Here is a 21406-nt window from a genome sequence, read left to right as displayed (position 1 = left end):
CGCTCACCTCCAACGCTTTCTTTCAAGGACTTGTATACAAAGAACCAGGAACACGGCTGTTAATGTGATGTAAAAGAGGATGTCGCCGCCGTGGAAAACACCTTTTTGGAGGTTGCCTAAATGACCGGTCAATGAGAATTGACCTACGTAATCCTTCAATTTACCCGTCATAGAGCTGCTAACCCAATCCAATAGCCACAGCAACAGCAAAATAACAAAACCCGTGATCCCCGCAACCATCTGGTTATTCGACAAACTGGATGCGAACAATCCAATCGCCATCATCGCACAGCCTAGCAGGAACATGCTCAAGTACGACAACCACGTGACAGGCATATCCAGTGTACCGAAAGATGACATGATAAGCGGATACACCAAACTGATCGCCACTAGGCCGACTTGCACGATTAGAGCGGATAGATATTTGCCTAGCACGATTTCGCTAATACCCGCAGGTGATGTCAGGAGCAGCTCATCAGTACCTTGACGAAATTCATCCGCTACAAGACGCATTGTGAGCAACGGAATAATGAACAGATAGATGAACGTGGTATTGCCCACAATGGAGCGCGCATCCACAATTGGCGGCTGTCCAGCCACGAAGTTCACGTAAAAGAAGAAGCTCGACAACAGCACGTAGAAGGCAAACGCCACATACGCAACTGGCGAGAAGAAATACATTTGCAGCTCTTTCGAGCAAATGGCCCAAATTCTACGCATCGGTGTCACCCTCCTCGGTTGGAACAAGTTCAGGCGCTTCTGGCTCGTCGGTCGTCAGCTTGAGGAAGATATCCTCTAGGCTGAGACTCTCCCGCTTCATCGCTAGAATCGGTAAGCCTGCGCTAGCGAGACGGAAGAATACCGCTTCGCGAATGTCTTCTGCGCGATCTGCGGAGGTCACGAGGAGTTTGACGGACTCGCTTGAAGCGGCGGCGTGATCTAGTGAGGCGGCTTCGTCTGCCTCTGAGGAGACAGGGGCGGACGCCGATGGTGCGCCCATTGCTGCTGCGCCCGTTTCCGGTGCGTCGACTTCTTTCACTTCGCCGACGGACGGCAAGCTGCGCAGCTCGGTCAAGATCCGCTCACGAGGTCCCTTGACCTCGAGCGACACCTCGAACGTCTCGCCCATCGTGCGGCCGAGATGCTCAGGGCGCTCGTCAAGGACGACGCGGCCTTGGTTAATAATGAGAACGCGGTTACAAATCGCGTTAATCTCAGGCAAGATGTGCGTGCTTAGCAGCACGGTGTGGTTTTCTCCCAGCTCATGTATGAGCTGGCGGATCTCGATGATCTGCTTCGGATCGAGGCCAGACGTAGGCTCGTCCAGAATGAGCAGATCCGGTTGGTGTAGAATCGCTTGCGCGAGTCCGAGGCGCTGCTTGTAGCCCTTGGAGAGGGAGCGAATGATTTGCTTCTCGCGACCTTGCAGTCCTAGCTTGTCGATGGCTTCGCCGACACGCAGTTTTTGCTCGCGCGCAGGCACATCGCGCAGGTTGGCGATAAAGCGCAGGTAAGACTGTACCGTCATCTCTGGGTACAGGGGTGGTGTTTCAGGCAAGTAGCCGATCTTGCGGCGCGCCTTCTTCGGGTTATCGGCCATGGAATGACCGTCCACCCATATTTGACCATGCGTTGGATTCAGGTAACCTGTAATCATGCGCATTGTCGTTGTTTTGCCAGCACCATTCGGTCCTAAGAAGCCGACGATTTCACCGCGCTGCATCGAGAAGTCGATGTTATGCACGCCGCGATCATTTCCGTACAGCTTGCTGACTTGTTTGACCTCTAACATCCAAGATCCCCCATTTCTATGCGTTCGTATTATTCATCATCACTATACGGGTGTAACAATAAACCAACCTTAAGCAAATCTGAAAAATAGATTAAAAAATTGTGTCTAAATTGTGAACGAAGGGATGTGTTCTGTTTATCAGTGTTTCGTAAATGCGAATGATGTCGGATACAAAATTTAAATGGAAAACATGTAGGTAATTCCGTCTGTTACTCTGTTTTTCGTGAAATAACTGGAAAAGGTACAGCTATTCTTGGATGTAAATCAAAAATGTGAGGGAATGCTCAAAATAACTGTATGTTTTCCAGTTATATTGAGAGTTCGCTTGGAAATGAGTAATTTAGATGGATATTTTCCAGTTAAACGGGCGGGGGTAGTGTTGGCATGGGGCTCGATTGGTTCGTGGTTGTGTAGCGTTTGTTGGAAGCTCGGTGATTCATGGTTGAGTAACTTTTAGTAGGGAGCTCGATTTGGACTGGTGGTTAGTCTATCCATCTGTTTTTCGATTGGCAACTTGCTAGTTAGTAATGTGGCGTATTTGCCTGGATGTGTGCCGACTCGAACTCAAACAAAAAAACCACAAACGACTAGCGTTCATGGTTTCCCTATCAGCAGCCTATTTAGGCAGCCAGATTCTAAAATTCCCACTCAGTGCAAGTACGCTAAACGCATACAAGCAATTATCGTAATACCGTCTTACACCTGTACGAACCGGCGTCTGCCAGAATAAATCAACACACGCTCTGGCATGAGCACCGTCAGGCACCGCAAGTGAGGCCATCGCATTGGTAGCTATGATGCCAACAGGATGCAGGGCTTTCTCTTCAAAAGGCGTGCCATCGATCTGATACCGACGATAGTCATCCGGCGTCTTATCCGCGAAAAAGTCTTGAATGCGATTGACCGCGTCGGCATGCCACTTGGATCCGCCGTACCACTCCGCATCCAGCCCGATATTAGCGGCCACTCGGTACGAATCACTGAAGAAGTGGCCATAGCCACGATCGTCATTCGGCGTGCCGTCGTAATGCGCATACTCTGGTGCCAAGCCCGTCTCCGGGTGGCAAGCAATCTGCAGATAGGCTCGGCTGGCCTGCGCAGCCTTTTTCCAAAACAGCCGATCTTCTTCATAGGCCCACTCTGCAAATAGCTCATAGAAATGCGGCAGATGATACGACGGATCCGAGTATTCGCAGTTTGGAACAAACTTGATCAGCTTATTGTTCGGATTCCACATGGGCTGGCCTATGCCGTCTTCTCCTTTGTGAATACACGTCCGAAGCAAGTCTCGTGCCTGCTCACTGTAATTATATGGCGCTGGCCCATCGCTCCAACGATGAGAAGCAAAGAATAGGGACAAGGCAAAATATTCTTCCCCGTCCGGCGCCGGACCGTTCGATCGCTTGGAGCCATCGGTGTTGCAGGACCATGCAAAATATCCCGCATTATCGCCTTCAGTCATCAACATATTGGTGTGTGTCCACTTCCAAATCCGATCGAATACGTCTTTCTGATCCAGTTGAACGGCTATCATCATACCATAGGACATTCCTTCTGTACGGACATCCAGGTTGCCAGTATCTAATAAATAAGCACCAGCTTCATCGGCTTCGTAATAGATTCTCGTATCTTCATCGCCGTGGAACAATTGGTTCCACATGTCCTGCAATTTATCTTGAATATCCGCTTCCGCATACCCATACTCCGCAAATAGATTGCGGTAGCTGCCTGTAGCCAATGCGCCCATCGCTTGCTTTTGCATATGAAATGCCTCCTCATTTACAAACTCCCAAGACATAGGATATGCCTGGGGTTCGTCGCTATATCTACTAACCTTTTACACCGCCAACGGTCATCCCTTTAACAAAATACTTTTGCAAGAACGGATACACCATAATGATCGGAAGACTCACCACAATGGTCATGGTGGAACGAATTGACGTTGGCGTTACTGTTGCTGCGCCAGTGTTCGCACTGCTAGCAAAGATATCGGCTGCCGTTTGCGACGTTTGCGTATTCGTGTTCTGCAATATTTTCATCAACTCGTACTGCAGCGTACTCAAATTTTCATTTGAAGAATTGTACAAGAAGACGTCAAACCAAGAGTTCCACTGACCTACCGCGCTAAATAGCGCAACTGTCGCCAATACAGGAACAACAAGCGGAAGAACAATCCGCATGAACATCGAGAAATCATTCGCGCCATCAATACGAGCCGCTTCCATAATCCCGTCAGGAAGTCCTTCAATAAACGAACGAATGATAATTAGATTGAATACCCCGATCATTCCTGGAATGATATACACCCAGAAGCTTCCTAACATGCCAAGATCCCGAACGAGCAGGTATCCCGGAATTAATCCGCCGCTGAAATACATCGTGAAAATAAAGGATACCGTTACGAACTTGCGAAGCACGTACTCTTGACGCGACATCGTGTAGGCTACCATTGCCGAGCAGAACACTGTAACTACAGTACCCAACACCGTTCTCAACACCGAAATGAAGAAAGCATGCACGATTGCGGCTTCGCTAAACACGTATTTAAAATTGTCGAACGTCCACATTCTAGGAAGTAGATAAATCCCTCCGCGGACTGCGTCATTCGCATCGTTCAATGCTACGGCCAGCGTATTAACAAAGGGATACAGCGTAACAACAACGAGACCTAACATAAAAATGATATTACAAATATCGAACAAGCGATCACCTATGTGCGTATTCCGCCGGCTCGAGCTTGCCTGTTGTGAAGCTTCCATAGCTGATACCTCCCTGTGAAGTGGTCCAAATAAACAGTTAGAACAATCTGGCTTCACCGGCACGTTTAGCAATTTGATTCGCACTGATCAAGAAGATAAAGCTAACGACGGTCTTGAAAATGCCTGCTGCTGTTGCCAATGAGAAATTGCCTAAGTTGATGCCGTAATTGAGTACGAAAATATCAAGATTTTCTGCATAATCTATGTTCATCCCATTTTTGAGTAAATACTGCGGTTCAAAGCCAGACTCAAGAATGTGACCTAAATTCATAATTAGCAATATGATAATAACCGGTTTAATGCCTGGAAGCGTGATATACAAAATGCGCTGAAATCTGTTGGCTCCATCCATTTCTGCCGACTCATACAGAGCCGGATCAATCGTCGTCATCGCAGCTAGATAAATAATGGTGTTCCAACCGACGTTTTTCCACACCTCGGATGCACCAAGAATTCCCCAGAAATATTCACCCTTACCAAGCCATAGAACGGGTTCGCTAATCACATGTAATTTTAATAAGATTTCATTAATGATCCCGCCATCTGTAGATAAGGCACCGGATACGATACTTGCAGCAACAACCCAGGAAATAAAATGGGGCAAATAACTGATTGTCTGTACAAAGCGTTTGAAAATAACTTTACGCAGTTCATTGAGAAGAATAGCTAGGGTAACTGCTGTAACAAAGCCTAATACGAGATTAATCGTGCTCATCGCTAACGTATTTCGCATGACGCGAATGAAACCCTCATCTTGGAAGAGGAATTTAAATTGATCGAATCCAACCCACGTTTGCTCCGAGAATTTTTTGGCAGGACGATATTTTTGAAATGCCATAGACCAGCCCCAAAGTGGTACATATTTGAAAATAAATAACCAAATGAGAAAAGGCAGCGACATGGCCATCAATACTTTTTGTTTACCCAGCTTACGAAAAAATAAGGCTAACCCTGTTGATTTCTCGGATAGCATTGGTCTGTCCGTTAGGGATTCTTTTGTAAGGCTCTCCATAGAAAATCACTCACTCCTTAATGCTTTTTATCAATAGAAGGGACGCATGACACTAACCATACGCTCTAGTGCCCTGCATCCCTTATTCCATATGCTTTATACCTTATTTCGCCCAGTTACCTGCAACGCGGTCTTTAACAACCTTCGTTACAAATGCTTCGTAGCCTTTGATATCTAGTTTGCTTGCTTGAGCCACGTAGTCGCTCCAAGCCTTCTCGAACTTATCTGTGCCCGCAGCTAGAATCATTTCTGGATAAGCTTTCTTCTGAAGATCACCCATTTTTTGTTCGAAAATTTGTTCAGGTGTGCCTTGTCCTTTATTGATACTCCAAGCAGGGTACCACGGACGAGCATCCGGCTTACTAAACATGTCTGTAAAGACTTTCGCGTTGTACGCTTTCAAAAGTGCGCGATCGCCATCTGTATAGTTCTTCTCTGCAACAGAAGGCTGCTTATTCGGATCGAAGGCATTGTCTCCTTTTACAATAGAGAAGTTACCATAACGAGGCCAGTTGTACGCAAACATTTTCAAACCGAAATCTTCATAGAACTTAGGATCTTTAATTTTGGCAATTTCTTCATCTGTGCGGAAGAACTTCCCTTTGTCGTCCACTTCATACGTTTGGCCTTTAATACCCCATTGCTGAAGGATTTGATTATCTTCTGTCAGCATAGTGTCGAAGAATTTGATAATGCGAACAGGGTCTTTCGCGCTTTTGGAAATGGAAATACCACGGTTGTTTACAAAGGACGGAGGATCCAAGTATTGGTCCTTAATCCCTTTATCAAACACGATCGGAAGTGCCACGTAACGCTTGTCATCTACGCCAGCTTTCGCCAAGTTATTGCGCGCATCTCCGACTTGCCAGTCATATGCGAAGTAACCGAGTACACGGCCGGAAGTCAATTTTGCTAAATACTGATCTTTGTTCATCGTGAAGGACTCTTTATCGAACAGACCTGCTGTATTGACTTCATTGAGTTTTTTCACCCAACGTTTCGTCGTTGCTTCATCAATGGCATTGCTTTTCGCTTCATTTGTTTTCAAATCAATCAGTAGACCACCGTCATTCGGGTAGCCAGCTAGATGGAAAGCAGGGTTCGTAATTGTGAAGAAGTTCGTGTCATACGTCATGACGGAGAACCCGATCGTATCCTTGCCATCCACTTGTGGATGCTTGTCTTTATATGTCTTAATGGCATTGAAATATTCGTCAAGTGTCGTAAGCTTCGGATAGCCAAGCTCCTTCAATACGCCGCGTTGAATCCAGAATGCGCCTTGATCAACGTTAGGGTTAGGGGCGAAGCCTTGATTCGCACTGAAGGGAAGGTGATAAATCTTGCCATCCTTTTGCTTCATTTTGTCAAAATAAGGACCGTATACTCGTTTGATATTTGGGCCGTATTTCTCAATTAACTCATCAAGCGGAATGAATGCGCCAGCATCCATGAACTTATCGATTTCTCCTTCAGGCTGTACCACATCTGGAAACTCATTGCCAGCGATCATGACACCAGACTTGGTCTTGGATTCGCCAACGAGATTCTCCACTTTAAAGTTAACGCCTGTTTGCTTCTCTAACTCTTTACCAATTGGGGTTTCATTCGTGTTCATGTTCTTCCCAGCGTTAAACAAGAAATAACTAAACGTAGCCGGTTTGAGCTCTTCCTTCGCAGCGGCTGTCCCACTAGGACTGCTTGGTGTTTTGGAAGCGGCAGGATCTGCTGAGTTTGAGCTGCTGCAAGCACTTAGAGAAAGCGCTAACAATGTGCCCATCGTGACTAATTTCAACTTCTTCATTCTTGTGAAACTCCCCTCTCAACACTTTCTTGTAAGCACTTTCATTATATAAAACCGCTCTCAGCTTGATTACCCTGTAAAGTTTAGTATCTTCTTAGTAAAGCTTAGGTGATCGATCATTCTCATTCACTTGGACGGGTGTTGTAATCTTCACAATGGTGCCGACGCCATCCTCACTGCTAATCTGTACATCAATGGCGTCCCCATAATATAATTTCAGTCGCATAAAAGCATTCTTCATCCCGACGTGTCCACTCACATCTTCGCCGTTACCCATATAAGCGTTCAATAAATCCACTTTCTCCTTCGGCATCCCAATCCCGGTATCCGCAATTGTAAAATTCACCTGATCCCCAATTCTAGTCGCCTTCAATTCGATGGTACCATGGCCTTGCAAGGGCTCAATCCCATGAAGACTAGCATTCTCAATGAAGGGCAACAAGGTCATTTTAGGGATTTTACAGCTATAGACCGACTCATCCACCTCGAAGCGGTAGCTCAGCTTATCGCCAAATCGGTACTTCTGAATTTCTAAGAAACATAGAATCAGATCCAGCTCATCACGGAACGTGACCCACTCCCCGCCCCATTCCAGTGAACGGCGGAACATTTTGGCCATATTTTTAATGATTTTAGCCGTTTCATTTTCTTGCTTGATCAAGCTGCGCATACGAATCGTTTCCAACGCATTAAACAGAAAGTGAGGGTTAATCTGACTCTGCAAAGCGTGCAGCTGCGATTGCCTTTGTTTCAGCTCCAGATCCTTCTTCTGAATATCCGCGATGTACACATCATCAATGAGGCTCTTGATTTGCACGGTCATTCGGTTGAATTCCCGTACCAATTGGCCGATTTCATCCTTCGTTTCCGGCTCATCGATGAGATCGAAATGTTGATTTTTCACCTTTTTCATATGCACAAGAATACGGACTAGACGCGTATGCAATGAGGATGAGATCCAGAAAATAATTAAAGTGGGTATCAGGAAGTTAAGAAGTGCTAAATAGACGACAAATTGCTTGGATTTGCGCACCGCATCCAGGACATGTCCATCGGAAACGAGTACAATTCGCCAATTTTTTAAATAATTAGTGCTATAATCGCGCTCCAATTGAATGGCATCCTTAGGGATGGCCACGCTGCGGAAGTTCGTTTTACCCCGAATCCAATCCAGCTTCGTGTCCGTCGTATACTGAATATCCCCTTCGGCGTTCAGCAAATACAGATTCCCTTGCAGTGCTTGGTTGCTAAACATCATCTCGATCGCGTCCGGACTCATCTCAATTTTCAGTATTTTACTATAGGTGTTCGCATTCACGAAATTGTTCATTTGACGGATAATGCTAAGTCCGCTGTACGAGCTCTCATTGTCATCGCTTCGCATAACGAGCGGATAGGGTTGCCCGACCGCAAGCACCTTCTGCAGAGCACGGTACCATTCCGATTCCCGAATGATATCCGTAAGCGGGTGTAAGCCGCCTGAGTCAATTATCGTTGGATTGTTGGTATACATCTGAATCCCTTTAATTTCGCTATACACCAAATTGTACTTATTAATGTTGGTAGCCAGCTGGGAGTTATACATGCGCACATAATCGATGGTTTCTGCGTATGTTTGCTCCAGGGCATCATTTAAGAGGCCGTCTGTATAAAAGACGGATGAAATCCCAACCGCATTGTCGATCTTGGCACGAAATTCATCCTTCAATTTATCTAAATTCAACGAGATATCTTCCGTTTTCTGACGCTGAACATTATGAGTCGTCACTTGATAGAAAATTACATTGGTCAATAATATCGGAATAAACACACTTAGAAAGTAAAGCATCAACAACTTATTGCGCAAACGCACATTATTTAGTTGAAATCGTCGTATTTTCATGGGAATGCCCGCCTTGTTTGGTCAGTAGTTTTTTGCGATATTCAGATGGAGGCATATCCTCCATTTTCTCAAATTGCGCAACAAAATAGTCCGCGTTATTAAAGCCTACCTTTTCGGCAATTTCATAAATCCGCAAATCTGTTTGACGTAACAGCTTCTTGGCTTCGCAAATGCGGATAGACAGCAGAAACTCATTAAAATACTGACCGTATGTTTTCTTGAACAATTGCCCGACATACACCGGATTCATATAGAACTCAGCAGCAATGCTTTTGAGATTGATGTTCTCTTGGTAATGATGCTCAATGTAGCTCTTGATCTTGTGGATGCTGCCCTTGGTTTGCTCTCCCCGCAATTGTTCCATCATACGAGAGCTCTCGATCATAAACGAAATAAATAAGTGCTGCAGTTGGCTAAAAGAAAGCGGTTGTGCATCCCAGCTTAGCATGGGCTTAAGATTTACGAGTAAATCCGTTGGCCCTTGCATCCCCTGTAATGTTCCCACGATTCGGTGCACATAGCGATTGATAATCGTTCGAATCGCGTCTTTGGCTAGTGATTTTGTTTCAATTTCAACAAACAGCGTCGCGATCGTTGTCTTTATCTTCTCTGTTTCTTGCTCTTCAACGGCTTCCTGGATGGAATGAAACAGGCCGACATCCGGCTCTGCATAGCTTAGCTTCGTCTTAGAGGCTGTTTCATAGAAGAGAACATCCTTCATCCCCTTCACATACTTGTACTGCAGCAGCTCGTTAGCTGTCTGAATCGACGTGCTGAGCATTTTCATATCTTTCACACTCGTGCCAAAATAAAGCGTGACTCCCGCTTGCAGCCGCTTGGCCAACAAGTTCTGCAGTGCTGCGCCAAATTGCTCATAGCTGCCGCCATACAGCTTCAACGCATCAGAGCAAATAAGAAAAGCGCACTGATGATTGCGCAGCTGAACAACAAAGTCGCTAGGAACATCGACTAACGTTTGTAAGGCCTGGGCGACAACGGTGACATCGTCCTTGATGAGGTAATCCGTCGCATCTCCTTCTTGGGAGAGGCTTCGATTCATTTCAACAATGCCATACCGGAGCACGCTTCCTTTGGACAGACGAACCCGTTCGTCAAGCTCCAGCACGGCTTTGGCTGCTTGCTCGCCTCTACTTAGTTGTTCGAACAAGCCCCTCAATGTGAGTCGGCCGCTGATCGCTTTCTGCAAGCGCACTTCTTTAATCTCAAGCGCTAACTTCCGTAGCGTCTCTTCCAAATCCTCTTCCTCAATGGGCTTCAAAATGTAGTCGCTAACCCCATAACGAATGGCGGTTCGCGCATACGAGAAATCATTGTAACCGCTTAAAATAATAAACTTGCATGTACTAAGATTGTGAAGCTTCACTTCTTCTATTAGTTTTAAGCCATCCATCACTGGCATTCGAATGTCCGTGATGACAACATCAATTTCAGATTGCCTGGAGGTAATGATTCGCAGCGCATCTTTTCCATTATCCGCTTCGTGGCTGACACAGTATCCCAAGGAATCCCAGTCAATTAAGCCTAGCAAACCTTTCCTGACATATTGTTCATCATCAACTAACATCACTTGCAGCTTCATGACCTTCACTCCCTTGGTAACTAAAATGGAAAAGCGAGTCCGGTACTTAGCCGGACTCGCAGGTATCTATACGAGAATCTAGATGTTGTCTATTGTATCCCACTCTGTCATGATCTGACAACTATGGGTGTAAAGGTCTATTTTCACAACTACTTCATTATGCGATGGAAAGCTTTCTTCGGCGCGTGATGACCATCAAAGAGGAATGGCCAATTCTTTCTCCCCTTCACCGGGAAATCATCCAGCCATGTGTAATCGTCCGCCGCTCCCCAGAATGTGACTGCCGTAATGCTGTTACGGTACTCTCGGAATAGCTCGAAAATTTGCTCGTACCTCTGCGCCTGCAGCTCTAGCATCTCAGAGGTCGGCTCTGTGAGATCGGTTCGTCTGTCTGTGAATTCGAATACCGACAGATCTAACTCTGTAATTTGAAGCTGTACGCCAAGAGAAGCGTAGAGCTCAATGGCGGTGCGGATTTCTTCAATGGAAGGGCCTTGAAGGTTCCAATGTCCCTGCATTCCAATGCCATGAATCGGTACACCTTGATCTTGTAAGGATGACACAAGTGCAGCAATTTTATCTCGTTTCACAGGGTTTGTTTCATTGTAATCATTGTAGAATAAGAGCGCATTAGGATCTGCTTGATGGGCAAAATGAAAAGCTTTCGCGATGTAATCTTCACCAATGATGTCCAGCCACTTGGATTTACGCAGCGTGATATCTGTCGTATCCTCAATCGCTTCATTCACAACATCCCATGCGTAAATTTGGCCGCGGTAACGCTTCACTACTGTTTCAATATGCTGCTGCATCCGGATTAATAGCTGATCCCTCGTTGCCGGCAGCCCGTTTGCTCCTTCAAACACCCAATCTGGCGTTTGATTGTGCCAAACTAACGTATGACCTCTTACCCTTTTCCCCTGATTTGTTGCAAAATCAACGATTGCGTCCGCCGCTCCAAACGTATAGCGGTCCAGGTCGGGATGAATCTCAGCAAACTTCATTTCATTCTCTGCCGTTACACTATTATAATGCCGTTCGATGAGATCGGCTTGCGTTACAATGGTTCTCGTATTCACAGCTGCACCCATATCGAAGTAATGCTCAAACTTCTGATATAAGGAAGCTATTCCGATTTGGCTTTCTTTCGTCACGTTGGTTGACCTCCTTCAGTTCCTGTGAGTTAGTAAATCGTACGCCCCTGCTCATCCGAAATCCCTGATTTCCTTGCAAAATACGTATTGATCACATCGCGCCATTCCTTCGCATGCTCAGCTTGATCATGGAGACGCTGCAGCACGTGGGCATAGCGAACTTCATCGATGTGCTCCTGAAGCGCCGTCCATGCAGCAACCAACCCAACCGCTTCATCAACACCTTCAAAGTGGGTGTCGTACACGTGTTGGATGACGGTTTTGCCGGACTTTAAGCGATACGTATACGGCACATGATGGAAAAATAACAACAGCTCATCCGGACATTGCGCTAACGATTCGTATCGTTCTGCCTGCGGCTCATGATATTGTGCGGTATAGCCCGTTCCCGATTTCACGGTGCGATCGACGCCAATACCGTGACAATCCGCAAAATGGTAGGTCCCCCATTTGGCATATTCATACCCATCCACATTCGGACCGTAGTGGTGGTTGGGGTTGACCATCCAGCCTACGCCAAGCGGTGCTGTGTATTTCTCGTAAATGCTCCACGAACGGAGCATCATGTCCGAAAGCGTTGCAACCACCTCAGGCTGGCGGCTGAACGTCATCTTGATCCACTCTTCTGCAATAGCTTCCGCAGTAAGACTTGGATCCCATGCCAAGCGGCCGTATCCATAGAGATTCGCTTGCGCTAGCACGTGACCCGTCCAATTCCAATCATCACCGATATTGGACACCGCTGCGAAGCCGCCGTGCGCCCGCCCAAATAGAGCGCCGCTGGCAATGTCAGCCGTCGTTGAGCCTTCGCCTTGCGCATAGGTATCGAAGTCGATGACTTCTTTCCATTGCGGTACTAAGAAGCAAACGTGCTTCTGCTGCCCCGTGTACTCCTGCGTGACTTGCAGCTCCAGCATTTGATTCGTGCTGCGCAGACCTCCGAGGAGCGGTGATACAGGCTCGCGAACTTGGAAGTCCATCGGACCATTCTTAATTTGCAAAATGACATTATCTTTAAATTTCCCGTCCAGCGGCGTGAAATGATCATAAGCAGCCCTCGCCCTATCCGTGGAACGGTCGCGCCAATCCTGCAGGCAGTTGTAGACGAAGCACCGCCAAATGACCAGACCGCCATGCGGCCAAAGCGCATTAGCCAACATATTGGCACCATCCGCATGGTCGCGGCCATACGTGAATGGTCCTGGGCGGAATTCAGAGTCCGCCTTCACCAGGAAACCGCCGAAATCAGGGATGTATTGGTAAATTTCGGCCGCCTTCTCTTCCCACCAGAGGATAACATCGTTATCCAGCGGATCGGCTGTAGTCAATCCGCCAATTTCCATCGTACTTGCGTAGTTCACACTGAGAAATAAAGTGATGCCGTACGAACGGAACACCGCAGCAATCTGCGCTACGTCTGGAAGAAACGCCTCTGTGATCAGCATCGTTTCCTGGCGATGTACGTTCACGTTATTGATCGAGATCGCATTAAGGCCTACCGATGCAAGCAATCGAGCGTACTCACGAATGCGCGTGTGATCCTTAACGATGGCACTATCCTCGAAGAAAATGGAGCGACCCGCATATCCACGTTCGATGCTGCCATCCATGTTATCCCACTGATTCATCATCCGCAGGCGATTCGTGGGATTCTGAACAACGGCGAGTTGCTCGAGAGATTCTCCGCACTGAAGTCTGCGAAGCAATTCGAAAACCGCGTATAGCACACCCTTATCGGATCCGCCGATGAGGACGATATAGCTGTGACCTGCAGATTCTACCGTTTGAATCAGGTACCCATCTTCCTGTATGTTGACTACACGCTTGGCATCCAACAGATAATCAAGTGCAGTCGTTTGATCTTTTACGCTAAGCAGAATCGCATGTGATTTCGTAGGTGTTTCTGAATGGACAGGCGTGACACCAAGCAACGCTGAAATTCCTCTGTGAAGCTCGTGCGCAGCCGTCTGAAAGACTTCAGATATCGTATAAGTAACAATTTCCTGACACCACGTTCGGTAGGTTTCTAGTAAAGCGGCCTCATTTATTGGGGAGTATCGAAGCCAACAAAGATCTGTTTCTTGCTTATATGTAGGCATGCTGCACCACCCCTTGTTTATGTATAGTTTTCAAAATAAAGCGCTTTCGCGTGTTATTATATCGTCTGCATCGCCAGTTTCATACCCTACGAATTTTAGATTTTACCCAACAGATTAAAGGAGTTCGAAGAACGGCTCCCTCTCTGAAGCTGGAAATGTAAAAAACCATAAACGACTAGTGTCTATGGTTCACACATGCATGGAACTGCTTTTTTTATATTCCGTTGGGGTTGATCCCGTTATACTTTTAAACAATTTGCAGAAGTAACGGTATTCGGGAATACCAACGGCTTGCGCCACCTCATAGATTTTCATCATCGTATGCCGAAGGAGCTCCTCCGCCTTCCTAATTCTGGTACGGTTTAAATAATCGGAAATATGCTCCCCTGTCTCCTGTTTGAACAGCTGACCTGCATAGGAGGGATGGAGATCTACAAAGCGAGCTAACTCCGTAACCTGCAAATCTTCGGTATATCGTTCATGGATTAGCTTACATATCATTCGTACTTCTTTCCGCATATGAGCAATACCTTGTTCCCCAGTTGCACGCTCTATATCAGCCAATGCTTCGTTCCACCAACTTTGGAAATCAGCCAATTTCTCTATATAACGAATGCTATCGAGCTTGGTTATGACCGAAGTTGGCAGTTTGGTATGAGCCGGATCCAGCATCTTCTGTGTAATAAGCAGCAGATCTGGCGGGAAATAAGGTGGATCTACTTTGTTCATCATATCACTAACCGTTCTGCGAAGCGGTTTAATCAAACCTTGCTCAAGTGACCGAACCCCCGCTGAGATCCATTTTCGACTTTGCTCAGGATCGATTCGTTGAAAGGTTGATTTCACTAAACCACTTATATAAGGACTATCTCTATAAAAATAACCCGAAAGTCCTTCGCGTAATAGGAGCATCGCTTCTACCCATTGCTGCGAATATATCAGGTTATTTCCGACATACGTAAAGCTGTGTGCACCTACAATGGAGCGCACTAAGTCCAAACCAATCTTAGCGATCATCACGAGCTCAGATTGTACGCCCGCGTGATCTGGCATACGAAGGAAGACGAACAAGCGGTTTTCTCTATATGGAATGGCAACCGCATTCCGCATTTCTGTGCTGCATATCGTGGACTCCAGTATCTGTTGTACAAGTTTTCTTTCAACGATCCTACCCGCTTCTGCCTGCAATTGGAGAATTCGTTCTTCAGTAACAAGACCACCAAATATACGATGGATATCCCAACCATACGCTAAGATGGCAAAGGGCTGCGGTCGCTCTTGATGAATCAATTCGGACAGTGCAGCCGGATAGACGGCCGTATCTAGCTGTGAATGTCCATCTAGCATTCGCTCTCCCCACTTTTTCCGTTCGTGCCATACCAACTGCCAGTTCGCATCGATTTCTTGATGAAGATTTTGCGCAATCTGATTTATCGTATCCAAAATGTGCTCCGGTGATTTCGCCATTTTCATTAGATAATCAGTAACACCTAGAGAGATCGCCCGCTGGGCGTAAGCAAACTCACCGTAGGCAGTGAGAATGACAATTTTGACCTTTGGCCACTTTGTACGGACGTAGGCGGCCAGTTCCAATCCGTTCATCCCCGGCATCGTGATGTCAGTCAGAAGGATATGAGGTCGCTCTTTCTCCATCCATTCAATAGCCTCCTCCGCATCAGATGCAGCCCCCATCAGGTGGACGCCAATCGAATCCCAATTGACTCGCTCCGAAAACCGTTCTCGTACCCACAGCTCATCATCTACGATCATCAACTTAAGCAAGCCTGCTCACCTCCTTGTTCACAGTCACAGAATGCTCACTCTCCGAAGGTAGTCCCGGCAATCGAATGGACACCAACAATCCTTCACCGGGCTCGTTGTAGAATCGAAGTCCGAATTCAGCTCCAAAGTATAACTGAATGCGTTCCTGAATGTTACGCAGACCTAGATTATTTAATCCTTTTTCAGATGATGTCGCCACGTTCCCCGCAAGAATCTGTTCAAATTTCGCTGGATCAATGCCCGGCCCTTTGTCGGAAACCTCAATCACCACGACCTTCTCTGCCTCTGATGATGCCGTTACGATAATATGATTAACTGCCCGTTTGCGTAATCCGTAAAAAATACTATTTTCAACCAAGGTAATAATCGTCAATTTAGGAATGGGTACATCCAGCAACCACTCTGGTACAACCATATCAACCTCAAATTTCTGGCCATAGCGCAGCTTCATTAACCGTACATAATGCTCCAAATGTGCTAATTCATCCTGAAGTGTGACCATGTCACCTACTTTATCGATGGAATACTGCAGCATCCCCATTAAAGAATCAATCATCGCAGCCATTTCGGAAGCCCGGCCAGCTTCATCCAAGCAGTAAATCGCGTTTAGCGTATTATTCAGGAAATGAGGATGGATTTGAGATTGCAGCACTTTTAATTCATGGTGAAGCTTCTTTTCCTCTGCCGTTTTCAGGTCCTCGAACAACAGCTGAATGTTGTCCATCATACGGTTGAACCCATCAGAGATAAGCGAAAATTCATCATTACGTTTCAATAGCACTCTGGCATGCAGGTCTCCTCTGGCCCCTACCTTCATTTGCTTGATAATAACGCCAACTGGCTTATGAATATATTTGGCGATCCACACGGAGACAATCGCTGATAAAAACACAGCCATCACCAACACAAACCAAAGCTGCTGTTTCAAAAGCGCGATAAGCGGATATGCCTCTTCCTCTTTGACGACAGAAAGTACAACCCAATTCCAGCGATTCTGCTCACTCTTTAAAACTCTATACGTGGCTTTCGAAGTATGAATCTGATCGAATGAGGAGCGGCTTGTCGAAACCAGCTTCTGCAGCTCAACAACCATCTGCCCATGCTCCATATTCGTTTCATAATCACTTCGTTTCCTATTCGAGGTAATAAATTCACCTTTATTCGTAAACAGAAAAATATTCTGATCACGTCTCTGTACAATCGTGGGACCCGCTAATGCACTTAAATTCAAATCGATTACGATCATCCGATGCCCATCAACCCGTTTGGCGACCGAAATCGTTTGGCTATCTGTGATCGCGTATGGAGAACTCCACCAAAATCCGGTCTTCTCTGTTTGTTCAAAAATATTCTGAATTTGCCCCGCTGGCACATAAAATTGGTACCCAAAAGGTGCACTGCTTACGATTTGCCCATCCTGGACATAGTAAAACCCTTCAATCTCTTCTCGATGCAGGCTCATTACGTTCTCCATAAGGGAGTTGTAGTCGTTATCGGCAACTTTCCCGTCAATGACGTAACTAGACATAAATAATAATTGAGATTGGATATTGTTCATTAATGTTTTTATATAATTTTCGACTTCTACAACGGAAAGTTGGAGCGCCTCCTCATTACTCTCACGAATCGGTTCAAATACGCGCTGGTAACCAAAAAAGCTTAGGATGCTCACCACCCCGATAACGGAAATAAAGTTAAGGATGAACAGCTTTTTACTAATACCGACAAAGCTTGGTTTCCTTATCATTCGCATGCTGTTAGAACCTCTCCTTACCGAGGTGATATGAGTCGATTACGACACAAGTATAGCATGTGGACGGAAAGGCTGTCCGCAGATGGCGGACAGCCTAAACCAAATGATCTATTTGAATGTGATTGGCTTGCCAGAAGCACCTGCAACCTGTTCAGCATAGTAATCGAAGAGCGCTTTAGCGCCATACTTATCCATGAGCTCTTGCCGCATTGCCGGCCATTTGGAAGCGTCTTTTTCCTTGAATAAAATTTGGATATGATCTTCACTCATCTTTTTTCGTATTCCCGCTAGATCCATGCCATCTTTCACCACAAGACTAGTACCAACGGATGGAATGAGCTTATAGGACGCGATTTTAGCAGCAATTGCTCTATCGCGATCAGACATATTCGAATCAATAACGTTAAGTCCAAGTTGCGTTATTTCACTCTGAACGAACCAACCGTATACGCTTAAGAAATTTCCGTTATCAATAATGTCCTTCTTATACGCATCTACAATCTGTTCAATACTTTTGCCATTCCTTTTGTAATGCACGCCTTCTTTTCCGTATCTCGTTAACAAGAAGCCTTCTTCACTGGACAGCCAATCTAGAATTTCAATGGAACGCTTTGCTTTCTCATCTGTTGCTTTGGCACTAATCAGGAATGGATTCAATGGTAACGGTTCACGCCATACACCTGTTTTGGCTCCAATATGGAACGGCTGCCAATCCACTTTCTGGTTGCCTGTTACGGCCTTTGTTTTGACCTGAAGTCCATCAGGATTATTATCGTAAGCAATGTCACGCGTACCGCCAAGTACGATACCTACCTTACCTTGCTGTGCTTTCTCGATATGCTGAACACCTTTATTCAGCAGCCAATCTGGATCAATAACCTTCATATCCATGACTTTCTTGACATCTGTCAATACATTCTGCATCCGCGCATCTGTACGAACATCCACAAACTGATTATTTTCTATTAAAAAATCACCAATGAGTCCATTTTTAATATATTCCGGGAAGTCTAAGGAGAGATTAGCTCCATTTCCTGATGCCGAAAAGCCATACGTATCGTTTTTTCCATTGCCATCAGGGTCCTGCTCCGTAAATGCCTTCATCACCGCAACCATATCGTCATAGGTCTCCGGCATTTTGAGATTAAGTTTGTCTAACCAATCCTTCCGAACATAGTAAGAGCGAGGCTCTGTCTTTGGAAAAGGTAAAGGAGCACGTTTGTAAACACCATTTACTTGATATCCCTTAATGTCTGCTTCGGTTACCCAGTATTTGAAATAGTTTGGCATCGTTGCCGGTGTCACAAGCCCTGTCAAATCGCGAGCAACACCATCCTTGATATATTTCACGGACTCCAGACCGTCGGAATAGAAAACATCTGGAATCTCGCCAGAGGCAATCATCGTGTTCAACTTGCTTGCAAAATCGGGACCTTTGCCCAAGTAAATCATTTTCAAATCCACGTTAAATTTCGACTCAATGGCCTGTTTCACGAAATCTTTATCCACGGATGGAAGCTGCGCGTTATTGGCAGCTGGGACGAACCAGGTCAGCGATACTTTCTCTTTCTTAGCTGCATCGGACGGTTTGGTTGACTGTGAGGGACTCGCAGAGCTACCCCCGTCTGTTTTCGTGCTGCACCCTGAAACGGCCACAGCCGTAACCAGCGTGATTGCCAGCAATGACATTGATTTTCTTTTAACCATGGATATGACCTCCTGTTTATCTTTCGTAAGTACATCATGACACGACACCATCTATCAACCTTTAATTGAACCGAGCAGCACCCCTTTCATGAAATACTTTTGCAGAAAGGGGTATACAATCAATACGGGGACCGTTGCCACAACAACTACAGCCATTTTGATCGTTTCTGGAGGCAGTGACTCCATCTGTGACTGGGACACCGCTAGTTCCTGACTCACCGCTGGTGAAACAATCATATTGCGCAGTACCACTTGAAGGGGATATAGCGTACGTTCATGGAGATACATAATGCCAGAGAAGTACGTGTTCCAATGTCCAACTGCGAAGAACAAGGCAAGTGTAGCGACGATTGGCATGGACAGCGGCAATACAATACGCAGCAAGGTTGATACATCACCACAGCCATCTATTTTAGCAGCATCTTCAAGCTCAGCTGGCAAGTCTTCGAAATAGGTTTTCATAATCAGGAGATTAAAAGAAGATACAAGACCAGGAATCATAAGTGCCCATAATGTATTGATGAGTCCAAGCCCTTTAACGAGCATGTAGCTTGGAATAATCCCACCTGAGAACATCATGGTAAACACAATAGCGAGAAGCATTGCGCTTCGCCCTGGCAAGTATTTCTTCGACAGTGAATAAGCAAGCGCTGTCGTGACAGCTAGATTCAGGATCGTTCCCACTACGGTAATATACACCGTAACCCCAAGAGCCCGTGGAACTGTCTGAGAGCTGAAAATCGTTCTAAATGCCTCCAAAGTCAGATGTTTGGGAATCAGCACGAATCCGCCATTTTGCAGGACCTCGGTAAAGGGAGTAATTGACATAATGAAAACGAAGTACAACGGAAACAAGGTTGCTAGACAAAATAAAGCGAGAATTGTGTATAAAAAACTATTGAAGATATGGTCAGAAGGTGTCTTCTTCAGTATATAAGTCATCGTTGCCGCCCCTTACCAGATGCCGGAACTCCCGAATTTTTTGGCTAATTTGTTAGCCCCAAGGACAAGAATAATACCAATAACAGACTTGAACACACCCATGGCTGCAGGCACGCTGAAATCCAAATTCTCGATCCCCCTTCGGAATATCCACGTATCTAGAATGTCTCCTACTTCGTAAACACGCGCATTCAAGAAAATGTAAACTTGATCGAATCCCGCGTCGAGAATGGAACCTATGCGGAAGATGAGCAGCAAGACGAACACTTCCCGAATACCAGGCAAGGTAATGTGCCACAGTTGGCGCCAACGGTTGGCACCATCGACGACGGCTGCTTCGTAAAGCTCGGCATTGATGGATGCCAGTGCAGCTAAGTAAATGATGGCCCCAAATCCGGTATTTTTCCAAATATCTGTTAAGAGAAGCATCGGGCGAAAGGCGTCTGCATTGGTCAGTACGTCAATTTCCCCCCAGCCCATATCCCGAAAGAAGGTTGTGATGAACCCCGCTCCTGGAGCAAAGAAAGAGAATACAAGCCCATAGACAATAATCCATGATAAGAAATGGGGTCCGTACGTGATCGTCTGAACAAGCTTTTTGAACCATTTCACACGAATTTCATTTAGCATGAGTGCCAGAATAATGTCTGGGAACATATTAAACAAGATTCGGTACACACTCAGGATGAGCGTATTCTTCATAAGAAGAGGAAAGTCAGGCGTTGAAAAAATGGTTCGGAAATTATCGAATCCTACCCACGAACTCCCCCACATCCCTTTCATCAAGTTATAATCCTTAAACGCAATGACCAATCCGACCATCGGCGCGTAATGAAAGATCATATAGTAGAGCATTCCTGGCAGGGCCAGGATATACAACCATCGGTAGCGGTACAGCGTCCGGATCACATTTCTGTAGCTGGTTGACTTGGGGAGGCTGGGGTTGACCAACGTGGTCGACTTATCAGTCTGCATCTCTTACTCCTTCTGTGATTAAAGTCACACACATTGTAATTAAAACGCTTCCATTCCGTTTCTATTACCAGTATAAACTCGCTAGAAGGGTGAAAATATGCCACTATTTCTAGATTGTGTTCACTATTTCAAAATAGATCAGCTTTGG

15 protein-coding genes are annotated in these 21406 nt (G+C 45.9%); all 15 read right to left on the bottom strand.

Annotated elements, in window-relative coordinates; all coding sequences use genetic code 11:
* Positions 1 to 3: 3 nt before the first annotated feature.
* Positions 4 to 720 (bottom strand): ABC transporter permease, encoded by a 717-nt coding sequence (locus ACSQ8P_RS00805; protein ID WP_056611390.1) that lies wholly within the window; start codon positions 718 to 720, stop codon positions 4 to 6.
* Positions 713 to 1792 carry an ABC transporter ATP-binding protein gene (locus tag ACSQ8P_RS00800; RefSeq protein WP_436233490.1) on the bottom strand — a complete coding sequence of 360 codons (1080 nt, stop codon included), beginning with the start codon at positions 1790 to 1792 and terminating at the stop codon, positions 713 to 715. The genes ACSQ8P_RS00805 and ACSQ8P_RS00800 overlap by 8 nt, the downstream gene beginning before the upstream one ends.
* A 616-nt stretch (positions 1793 to 2408) precedes the next feature.
* Positions 2409 to 3554: a glycosyl hydrolase family 8 gene (locus ACSQ8P_RS00795; RefSeq protein WP_436233489.1), complete on the bottom strand. Its 1146-nt coding sequence runs from the start codon at positions 3552 to 3554 to the stop codon at positions 2409 to 2411.
* A 67-nt stretch (positions 3555 to 3621) separates the two neighbouring features.
* The gene (locus ACSQ8P_RS00790; RefSeq protein ID WP_436233488.1) at positions 3622 to 4551 is read right to left on the bottom strand and encodes a carbohydrate ABC transporter permease; all 930 of its coding nucleotides are present in this window, start codon (positions 4549 to 4551) and stop codon (positions 3622 to 3624) included.
* A 37-nt stretch (positions 4552 to 4588) separates the two neighbouring features.
* Positions 4589 to 5524, bottom strand: a complete 936-nt coding sequence (locus tag ACSQ8P_RS00785) for an ABC transporter permease (protein WP_436239424.1) — start codon at positions 5522 to 5524, stop codon at positions 4589 to 4591.
* 142 nt (positions 5525 to 5666) lie between these two features.
* Positions 5667 to 7364: an ABC transporter substrate-binding protein gene (locus ACSQ8P_RS00780; RefSeq protein ID WP_436233487.1), complete on the bottom strand. Its 1698-nt coding sequence runs from the start codon at positions 7362 to 7364 to the stop codon at positions 5667 to 5669.
* A gap of 94 nt (positions 7365 to 7458) precedes the next feature.
* Positions 7459 to 9246, bottom strand: a complete 1788-nt coding sequence (locus ACSQ8P_RS00775; RefSeq protein ID WP_436233486.1) for a sensor histidine kinase — start codon at positions 9244 to 9246, stop codon at positions 7459 to 7461.
* Entirely contained in the window at positions 9218 to 10846 is a 1629-nt protein-coding gene (locus ACSQ8P_RS00770; RefSeq protein ID WP_436233485.1) for a response regulator transcription factor, read from the bottom strand. The genes ACSQ8P_RS00775 and ACSQ8P_RS00770 overlap by 29 nt, the downstream gene beginning before the upstream one ends.
* A 149-nt stretch (positions 10847 to 10995) precedes the next feature.
* Complete coding sequence (locus ACSQ8P_RS00765; RefSeq protein WP_436233484.1) at positions 10996 to 12000, bottom strand: endo-1,4-beta-xylanase; 1005 nt, start codon at positions 11998 to 12000, stop codon at positions 10996 to 10998.
* Between the two features lie 29 nt (positions 12001 to 12029).
* Positions 12030 to 14099 (bottom strand): alpha-glucuronidase family glycosyl hydrolase, encoded by a 2070-nt coding sequence (locus tag ACSQ8P_RS00760; protein WP_436233483.1) that lies wholly within the window; start codon positions 14097 to 14099, stop codon positions 12030 to 12032.
* Positions 14100 to 14288: 189 nt separating this feature from the next.
* Positions 14289 to 15881 (bottom strand): response regulator transcription factor, encoded by a 1593-nt coding sequence (locus tag ACSQ8P_RS00755; RefSeq protein ID WP_436233482.1) that lies wholly within the window; start codon positions 15879 to 15881, stop codon positions 14289 to 14291.
* Positions 15874 to 17634, bottom strand: a complete 1761-nt coding sequence (locus ACSQ8P_RS00750) for a histidine kinase (protein ID WP_436233481.1) — start codon at positions 17632 to 17634, stop codon at positions 15874 to 15876. Before ACSQ8P_RS00750 ends, ACSQ8P_RS00755 begins: the two co-directional genes overlap by 8 nt.
* Before the next feature lie 108 nt (positions 17635 to 17742).
* Positions 17743 to 19341 (bottom strand): extracellular solute-binding protein, encoded by a 1599-nt coding sequence (locus ACSQ8P_RS00745; RefSeq protein WP_436233480.1) that lies wholly within the window; start codon positions 19339 to 19341, stop codon positions 17743 to 17745.
* A 54-nt stretch (positions 19342 to 19395) separates the two neighbouring features.
* Positions 19396 to 20283: a carbohydrate ABC transporter permease gene (locus ACSQ8P_RS00740; RefSeq protein WP_436233479.1), complete on the bottom strand. Its 888-nt coding sequence runs from the start codon at positions 20281 to 20283 to the stop codon at positions 19396 to 19398.
* A gap of 12 nt (positions 20284 to 20295) precedes the next feature.
* The gene (locus ACSQ8P_RS00735; protein ID WP_436233478.1) at positions 20296 to 21258 is read right to left on the bottom strand and encodes an ABC transporter permease; all 963 of its coding nucleotides are present in this window, start codon (positions 21256 to 21258) and stop codon (positions 20296 to 20298) included.
* Positions 21259 to 21406 lie beyond the last annotated feature (148 nt).

This window comes from Paenibacillus sp. LjRoot153 (assembly GCF_964253085.1).
Taxonomy (GTDB): Bacteria; Bacillota; Bacilli; order Paenibacillales; family NBRC-103111; genus Paenibacillus_E.
Note: the sequence above shows the minus strand (reverse complement) of the source record. Positions and strands in the feature narration are given on the sequence as shown.

Bases quoted from the DNA above. Each gene is read 5' to 3' on its own strand.
- ACSQ8P_RS00805 (WP_056611390.1), bottom strand. From the start codon at position 720: ATGCGTAGAATTTGGGCCATTTGCTCGAAAGAGCTGCAAATGTATTTC.
- ACSQ8P_RS00800 (WP_436233490.1), bottom strand. From the start codon at position 1,792: ATGTTAGAGGTCAAACAAGTCAGCAAGCTGTACGGAAATGATCGCGGC.
- ACSQ8P_RS00795 (WP_436233489.1), bottom strand. From the start codon at position 3,554: ATGCAAAAGCAAGCGATGGGCGCATTGGCTACAGGCAGCTACCGCAAT.
- ACSQ8P_RS00790 (WP_436233488.1), bottom strand. From the start codon at position 4,551: ATGGAAGCTTCACAACAGGCAAGCTCGAGCCGGCGGAATACGCACATA.
- ACSQ8P_RS00785 (WP_436239424.1), bottom strand. From the start codon at position 5,524: ATGCTATCCGAGAAATCAACAGGGTTAGCCTTATTTTTTCGTAAGCTG.
- ACSQ8P_RS00780 (WP_436233487.1), bottom strand. From the start codon at position 7,364: ATGAAGAAGTTGAAATTAGTCACGATGGGCACATTGTTAGCGCTTTCT.
- ACSQ8P_RS00775 (WP_436233486.1), bottom strand. From the start codon at position 9,246: ATGAAAATACGACGATTTCAACTAAATAATGTGCGTTTGCGCAATAAG.
- ACSQ8P_RS00770 (WP_436233485.1), bottom strand. From the start codon at position 10,846: ATGAAGCTGCAAGTGATGTTAGTTGATGATGAACAATATGTCAGGAAA.
- ACSQ8P_RS00760 (WP_436233483.1), bottom strand. From the start codon at position 14,099: ATGCCTACATATAAGCAAGAAACAGATCTTTGTTGGCTTCGATACTCC.
- ACSQ8P_RS00750 (WP_436233481.1), bottom strand. From the start codon at position 17,634: ATGCGAATGATAAGGAAACCAAGCTTTGTCGGTATTAGTAAAAAGCTG.
- ACSQ8P_RS00745 (WP_436233480.1), bottom strand. From the start codon at position 19,341: ATGGTTAAAAGAAAATCAATGTCATTGCTGGCAATCACGCTGGTTACG.
- ACSQ8P_RS00740 (WP_436233479.1), bottom strand. From the start codon at position 20,283: ATGACTTATATACTGAAGAAGACACCTTCTGACCATATCTTCAATAGT.
- ACSQ8P_RS00735 (WP_436233478.1), bottom strand. From the start codon at position 21,258: ATGCAGACTGATAAGTCGACCACGTTGGTCAACCCCAGCCTCCCCAAG.